The 7416-nt window shown below is 43.5% G+C and carries 6 protein-coding genes; all 6 read left to right on the forward strand.

Annotated elements, in window-relative coordinates:
* Nucleotides 1–50 precede the first annotated feature (50 nt).
* The 6 genes from QUB52_RS11760 to QUB52_RS11785 all read left to right on the forward strand — a co-directional run bounded on the left by QUB52_RS11760 (nt 51) and on the right by QUB52_RS11785 (nt 7056).
* The gene (locus QUB52_RS11760) at nt 51–1256 is read left to right on the forward strand and encodes a glycosyltransferase family 2 protein (protein ID WP_332973280.1); all 1206 of its coding nucleotides are present in this window, start codon (nt 51–53) and stop codon (nt 1254–1256) included.
* A 483-nt stretch (nt 1257–1739) separates the two neighbouring features.
* A complete protein-coding gene (locus QUB52_RS29260) occupies nt 1740–1883 on the forward strand; it encodes a hypothetical protein (RefSeq protein ID WP_442923189.1) in 144 nt (47 codons plus the stop codon).
* A gap of 140 nt (nt 1884–2023) precedes the next feature.
* Nucleotides 2024–2806 (forward strand): sigma-70 family RNA polymerase sigma factor, encoded by a 783-nt coding sequence (locus QUB52_RS11770; RefSeq protein ID WP_332973281.1) that lies wholly within the window; start codon nt 2024–2026, stop codon nt 2804–2806.
* Nucleotides 2803–3969, forward strand: coding sequence for a DUF1822 family protein (locus QUB52_RS11775; RefSeq protein WP_332973283.1), 1167 nt, complete (start codon nt 2803–2805; stop codon nt 3967–3969). The genes QUB52_RS11770 and QUB52_RS11775 overlap by 4 nt, the downstream gene beginning before the upstream one ends.
* Complete coding sequence (locus QUB52_RS11780) at nt 3959–5863, forward strand: CHAT domain-containing tetratricopeptide repeat protein (protein WP_332973285.1); 1905 nt, start codon at nt 3959–3961, stop codon at nt 5861–5863. Before QUB52_RS11775 ends, QUB52_RS11780 begins: the two co-directional genes overlap by 11 nt.
* Nucleotides 5860–7056 carry a tetratricopeptide repeat protein gene (locus QUB52_RS11785; protein ID WP_332973286.1) on the forward strand — a complete coding sequence of 399 codons (1197 nt, stop codon included), beginning with the start codon at nt 5860–5862 and terminating at the stop codon, nt 7054–7056. The genes QUB52_RS11780 and QUB52_RS11785 overlap by 4 nt, the downstream gene beginning before the upstream one ends.
* Nucleotides 7057–7416 lie beyond the last annotated feature (360 nt).

Here is a 7416-nt window from a genome sequence, read left to right on the forward strand (position 1 = left end):
AATCAACTCAATGACCGCAGCAAATAAAATAAAATTAAGGTACTAGAATTGTGCAAATTAATCAGCTAGCGTTCCTATTTATTGATATTGTACTTTTGACGATCGCCCTAATCCTGCTAATTCCCGTTGCAGTTCTATTCCTAGAATGCAGTGCAGCTTTTTTGTCCAGCCTCCGCCCCACAGCCGAAACTCAAGAACCGCGCCCCAAAGTGGCGGTGTTAATTCCCGCCTACAACGAAGCAGCAGGAATTGGTGCCACCATCTCCACCATATTGCCGCAGCTAACACCTCAAGACCGCCTGTTAGTGATTGCTGACAACTGCACGGATGATACGGCAGAAATCGCCCGTAACTGTGGTGCAAGTGCGATCGAGCGCCACGACACAGAACGCAAGGGGAAGGGATACGCACTGGATTTTGGCTTACAGTCGATCGCCTCAGACCCCCCAGAAGTAGTGATCATGGTTGACGCCGACTGCATCTGTGGGCCAGACGCGATCGAGAAATTAGCCCGGATTGCGATCGCCGAACAAAGGCCAGTCCAAGCCACATATTTAATGGAACAGCCGCCCAATCCTACCCCAAAAGATTCCATTTCTGCCTTAGCATTTCTAGTGAAAAACTTAGTCCGGCCCAGCGGATTAAAACAGTTAGGATTCCCCTCATTGCTAACAGGTACGGGGATGGCTTTTCCCTGGTTAATCATTCGAGATGTTCCTTTAGCCAGTAGCAATATCGTTGAAGATATGCAAATGAGTTTGGATTTGGCGATCGCCGGACATCCAACCGTATTCTGCCCCGAAGCCAGAGTCACAGGGTGTTTGCCGCAGCAACAGCAAGTAGCTAAAACTCAAAGAACCAGATGGGAACACGGACACTTGCAAACCTTACTAACTCAGACTCCCAGGCTAGCGACAGCCTCCGTTGAGCAACAACGTTTTGACTTAATGGCGATCGCCCTGGACTTGTCCGTCCCTCCCCTATCGCTTTTAGTCGCTATCTGGCTAGCCGCTTTTGCCGCCTCCATACTAGCAGCAATCATCGGAACATCCCCGATTCCTGCTATCTTGTTAGCAGTACAAGGACTGCTAATTTTAGTTTCAATTGTCAGCGCTTGGGCAAAATTTGGGCGTGCCGATATTTCCGGTGCAACTCTTTTATCCGTACCTTTTTACATCCTTTGGAAAATTCCTTTATATCTGGGTTTTATCCTGAAGCGGCAAACCAAATGGGTGCGAACAGAACGCGATGTTTAGAAACTTTATGGACTGACAACCAAATCAACAGAGTTTTTTTGAGTGCTCAGAAACCGCGTTTTTTAACAAAAATATTTGCTGAGAACCCCATAAGGTTCAGATCAGGTCTCGATTCTTCAAGGTGAAGCTTAACAGTTGACAGTTGACAGTTGACAGTTGACAGCGAAGTTTTTAGGCTGGGGGTTAAATCCCCTGCCTAAAAACAATCCACCTAAAGCTGAGGGCTTAAATCCCCTGTGCTTTGGTCAAAAAGCACTGATGATTCACAATCTGTGAAGTCATACAGATAGAAACAGAAGAATTGATTGCCGACGCAATGTGGTCATTCGTCGCAAAACAACGAAAATTTTTATAGTAGAGGAGTTATATTATTTCCGGTGCCACCGGAAACGATCTAACTTCAGAAATTCACCGTCAAATCGGCAAAGAGAACACCCAGAGGCTAGAACGAATTAACCCGATTGTGCGACAACTTTCAGGGCGATGGCATCGGCGACAGCAGAAATTTGCCAAAATTTGGGAACAGATAAAGGTGATGGAGAGGCTGATGGTCAGCTATTTCAACCGCAGAGTTCTTTGATGCACGAGCACTGGCTTGATGGGCGATCGACCTATTTACAAAACTAAACTTATACTAAAACAGCCACATCGACCGCACAGCAAAGGTTTCAAGCACAGCCACAAAAAAAACTTGGAAATTTCGCAAAAAAAATCCTAACTCAACCTGATAAATAAGTGTAGGAACAAAGTTGCGGCCGCACTTAACTATGAATGATCAATCCCACCCCTCCGAGGGGGAAGACCAGTTATCCGACGATTCTGATGCTGCTGGGGGCTCAGGAAAATCTGGAAATTGCGATCGAGATTCCGCCCAGCAGCAAATCCTCGAACTCGTCATCGAAGCTTGTAAGCATCCCGTGGGTAGTCTCCGGCGAAGTCGTTTCTTGAATAAACTGATTCGAGAGATTATCAAATCCGGCAAACTCTGGAAAGAAAACACACCTCACTACGAAGAGGCATTGCACAAGACATGGATCTATCTTTCTGGCAATTTATGTGAAGCTACCACAGCAAAACAAGCTTACAATCCCGAAATAAGTCAGATTACCACCTGGTTAAATCCCTATCTCAAAAAGCGGCTGTTAGATTGTCATCAAAAGCAACAACAAGAAAGGGCAAGACACATACAAAATCCAATAGCCTCTTTAGAGGAATTATCAAACCGAGAGGATATCAAATACAATGAAAATCTGAAAGCCAATCCAGATGTCAGTTTCTATTTAGACGAACTTTTAGAATGGATAGAAACCGATCCCAATGACGAATTAAAAAACAGACACGTCAGAGGAAAGCCGCAGATAAATTGCCAAGTTTTATTGCAGCGCAAGTGTTTGTACGGTCAAACTATTCAAGAGATTGCCAAAGAGTTTGGGTGCGCCAATTCCACCTTATATCAATTGCTCAACAATGACTGTCGCCATCTGCTGCAAAATTTTTCCGAAAATCAAGGATATCAAACTTTCAACATACCAGGAGTGCCGGAACAATGAACTATGAAAACCTTTCAAATCTCGAACCTTTGCCCATGCCAATCACTCAAAGTTCACTACAACTTGCTCGACAATTTGCCGCCCAACAGCGCCACCCGCAAAGACAAGAGCAAGTTTATTTCAATACTTTGGCAGTGCTGGCAGTTCACGATTACCTGCAAATCTTGAATATTGAAACTGATTTGACTGAGTGCGATAGCTGGAATCCCGCAATGCGCTTGTTTACAGATGCGGCAGATTTGTATATCAAAGGATTGGGTAAAATTGAATGCCGTCCCGTTAGAAATTTGCATCAAAATCAAGCAAGAGCTAATGACAATTTGTCAGCAAATCTGCCTGTAAATTGCCCAGTTCCCGTGGAAGCTAGGGCTGATCGTATCGGTTATATTGCCGTAGCCATTGATGAAAATGAAAAAGCAGCGAAATTGCTTGGTTTTTCTCCGACTGCGGAAACGGGCGAATTAGTATTGAACGAATTACATTCTCTTGACGATTTTTTAGTAAATCTAGAACGTTTGTTTGACGCTAAAGTTGACCTAAATCAGTGGTTGATGAATGTATTTAATCCTGATTGGCAACCTTTCGAGGCAATATTTGACCCTGAACCACTGGAGGATTCGCCCCGTGAAATCGAAAATCCAATTCCGTCAAAATTGGGTAATTGGTTTAAGAATATTGTTGAAACAGGTTGGCAGAAATTTGACCAAGGTAAGCAAAATTTAGAAGAAACAATTTTTCCTGATCAGCATCCAAATTTTGCATTCCGAAGTAGTGGAAATTCGAGACAAAATTTATCATTATCAGGGGGACAAGCCAGCCTCCAGCATAGATTTCCCGAAGCGGATGTTGCGAGGGCTAGATTGATTGATTTGGGAATGCAGTTGGGTAGGACAACTGTGGCTTTGTTGGTGGCGATCGCCCAACAGAGCGATCGCACTGTCAGAGTTCATGTCCAGTTGCATCCGGCGATCGGACAAAGCTACCTCCCACCCCATACTAAACTCTCGTTAATATCCGATACTGGAAAAATTTTACACAAAAGTGAATCAACGGTTCAAGATTTGTGTATTTTGCTGAAAGATTTTGAGGTAGAACCCGAAGAGAGCTTTAGCATCCGAGTAGCAATAGATGATTTGAGCATAACAGAAAATTTTGTGGTATGATTTTGAAAATCACTACACTCGCCTCCAATTTATGATGAGTAAGAGTATTATATTGGTTTTGGCTTCTGGGACTTTAGGGAACGGTTTTGCTCACGTCACAGCGGAACTCAAAGAATCGGAAAAAACCATAATTAAATTTTCAGGAAGCTTGCCACCAGCGCCGGAAATTGCGCTATTGCATGACAAATGGAAAATGATATGTAATGCTCTTAAACCTCGGAGCCATGATCCTCGGATCAAGGTAAAATCCACGGGTGTTACAAACATTTCTGAGGATAAACCTGAAGCCGTATATAGGAACTTGCGGGAGCACATGAAAAAGTGGCTGGAGTCTGACGAATTTTGTAGAAAAATTGAGTCAAAACTCAGAACGCACATCGGCAATGTATCTGAATCTTTTAAAATATTTTTAGAAATAGACAAGCCTGAAATTTGGGAGTTACCTTGGGATGTGTGGGCATTTCGCGAAGATTACGCCAACTGCGAAATAATTCCCACTTCGTCAGAATATGGCAAGAAAAATCAACAGAAAACCACAGCAGACATAGCTCAACCTTCTCAAGGGAGAATTTTATGTATTGCTGGGAATAGCAAGGGAATTGATCTTGATAAAGATAAAAGAATTATACAACAACGTTTGGGCGAGCTTTGCGAATTAAATTTTCTCAAAGAGCCAACTCCTGAAAAATTGCATGATGAGCTTTTTGATGATAAAGGCTGGCAAGTTTTATTTTTTGCAGGACACAGCAACAGCGACAATAACGCTACTAATGGAGTGCTGTATATCAATCAAAATCCCGATCACAATAGTATTAAAGTAGAAGATTTAAAATCTGGTTTAAAAAAAGCGATTAGCAAAGGCTTGCAGTTGCTGATTTTCAACTCTTGTTCGAGCTTGGGAATTGCGACGGATATAGTTGCTGAGGGTTTAGATTTACCGTCGATAATTGTGATGCGCGCGCCGCTACCTGATGTAGTTGCTCAAGATTTTGTGAAGTCTTTATTCACATATTTGGCTGCGGGAGAGCTTTTATTTTTAGCTGTGCGAAAAGCTAAGAATGACTTGCAGAAATGGGATTCTCAATTTCCGGGTGCAAGCGGGATTCCTATGCTGTGTCAGCATCCGACGTTTGAGGAGTTTGTTTTACCGCAGCCGGAAGCCGATCGCCCTGTCGTAGCTACAACAGACGCTGTAACTGCCAATCGCCACCCAAACCACCAGCAATTTACCATTTCCACTAAATTTATGCAGCGTACCAGTATCAGTTTAGCTGGTTTGGCGATCGGCTATCCATTGATCGGGCAGAATCTGGCATCTGCGATCAATACATTTGGGATGGAAAACCACCGTAGTAATCAATTTTTAATCGCGAAAGCTTCATACAATCTAGCTGTATTAATCAATCCTACTAACGGCGAGCCTTACTATAACTTATCCGAACTTTGCAAAGACTTAAGCGATCGCAAATGCGAGCGAGAATCAATGCAAAGTGCAGTCTGGCGGGGACTTCCCGAAGCTAACGCTCAAATATCCAAATCCTTCTTGCTGGAAAATAAACCTGAAGAGGTTTTAAAGGCGATCGCACTTTGCTTTCAAAATGCTAAACAGGATGGAGTCAAATCAGCTTGTTTCAAGAATCGCGGCTGGGTGCGCTTGAACCAAAAGCGATACGATTCAGCGGAACCAGATTTAAGACAAGCAATATCTCTCAGCAATAAGACTCCAGAAGCTCATTGCCTTTTAGCGCAGGTACTGGAAGCTAAAGGAAAACCACAAGAAGCACTGACACATTGGGAAGAAACACTGAAATCTGCCAATTCCAGGATACCAGCACAAGATGAATGTATCCAAATGGCAAAGGAACGTTTACCAAAAACAGGAAAAACTAAATGAAAAAACGGACGACTGTTATTATGGGTGCAAGCGCGATCGCATTTACGTTGATTGCGATCGATATTTTGCCTCATCCCCACTTCGGAAGTGACACCAATTTATCCAAAATATCCGCTAACAATCTAATAATTTCCTCAGCAATCGCAGCAACGACAAGAATACCCAACGGACAAATCCTGAATATTAGCGGGGAAGTGCAGCTACAACGTCAAGATGGCAGAAATATTCGCCCGACAGCCGGTACACCGATTTATCCGGGCGACAAACTGCAAACTGCACAAAATGGACAAATTACGATTCAATGTGCAGATTTAGGAATTAAGTCAATTAAATCGGGCGAAAATCAATTAAATAGCTGTTTGTTGGTTAGCGACAAGTCGAAGTCTGACTGCAATAAAAACTTAATTAGATGTCCCGATCGCGGTGATGATAAAATTGCTTGGAATAACGCGCCAATTCCTTATATAATCAGTCCGAGACGGACGCAATTGCTGGGAAATAAGCCAACTTTGCGCTGGAATCCGGTTGCGGGTGCGACTAGCTATAAGTTGAGCATCCTCGAAAAAAATGCGAAGTTAAATTGGGAAATGACGGTTAAGGGTACTGAGGCGGTGTATCCGGGGGAACCGGTGCTGAAACCGGGTGTTAAGTACCGATTGATTGTGGAGACGAATACGGGGGTTTCTTCGGAAAGTCCGCTGTCAGAGGGAGATTCAGAGTTTAGTTTGTTGGATGAGAAGGAGGTTGAGAGGGTTAAGGAGGCTGTGGGGGCGATCGAGCAACAGGTACCGAATGCAGCGAGTCAGAAATTGGCGATCGCACAGGTTTATCGTAGCGCAAACTTGATTGCCGAAGCCATAGAAACCTTAGAAAGCTTACCAGCAGCGGGAGTTGAGACAGCGCCAATCTACCGGAGGTTGGGAGAAATGTATCGGGAGCGATCGCAACTAATGCCGCAGGCTGAAATATACTATAAAAGGGCGATCGATCAAGCTAAACCAGACGATATCGAAGAGCTAACCGATGCGCGTTACGGTTTAGCACAAGTTTATTCATCCATGCGGAATTATCCCGAAGCGATACAGTATTTGAAGTTAGCAAAAGAGGGATATCAAACTTTAAAAGACTTACCAATGGTGGAAAAAATAGGGAAGCAATTGCAAGATGCCCAAAGGAGGAAAGATAGGCAATAGTATTACTGAATTTGCGATCACCCAGAATTTGTAGGGGCGGGTTCACCGTTGATTTTGTTGCCCATAAACAATCTGAATAAACCCGCCCCCACCCCACAAATTACCCCAAAAAACCGAATTTGCGATGATCGCAAAAACCCAAATTTGTAGGGGCGGGTTCACCGTTGATTCTGTCACCAACAAAGAATCTGAATAAACCCGCCCCCACCCCACAAAGAATCTGAATAAACCCGCCCCCACCCCACAAATAACCCCAAAAAACATCCCCACAGATGGATTAAATGTATCCGCTCAATAAGTTGCGGTAAATCTTAATTTTTCGACAGTGTATAACTTATTTGATTCTACAAATATCTTAAT

This window comes from Microcoleus sp. A6-C6, from assembly GCF_036705955.1.
Taxonomy (GTDB): domain Bacteria; phylum Cyanobacteriota; class Cyanobacteriia; order Cyanobacteriales; family Microcoleaceae; genus Microcoleus.

Bases quoted from the DNA above. Each gene is read 5' to 3' on its own strand.
- QUB52_RS29260 (WP_442923189.1), top strand. From the start codon at position 1,740: ATGGCATCGGCGACAGCAGAAATTTGCCAAAATTTGGGAACAGATAAA.
- QUB52_RS11770 (WP_332973281.1), top strand. From the start codon at position 2,024: ATGAATGATCAATCCCACCCCTCCGAGGGGGAAGACCAGTTATCCGAC.
- QUB52_RS11775 (WP_332973283.1), top strand. From the start codon at position 2,803: ATGAACTATGAAAACCTTTCAAATCTCGAACCTTTGCCCATGCCAATC.
- QUB52_RS11785 (WP_332973286.1), top strand. From the start codon at position 5,860: ATGAAAAAACGGACGACTGTTATTATGGGTGCAAGCGCGATCGCATTT.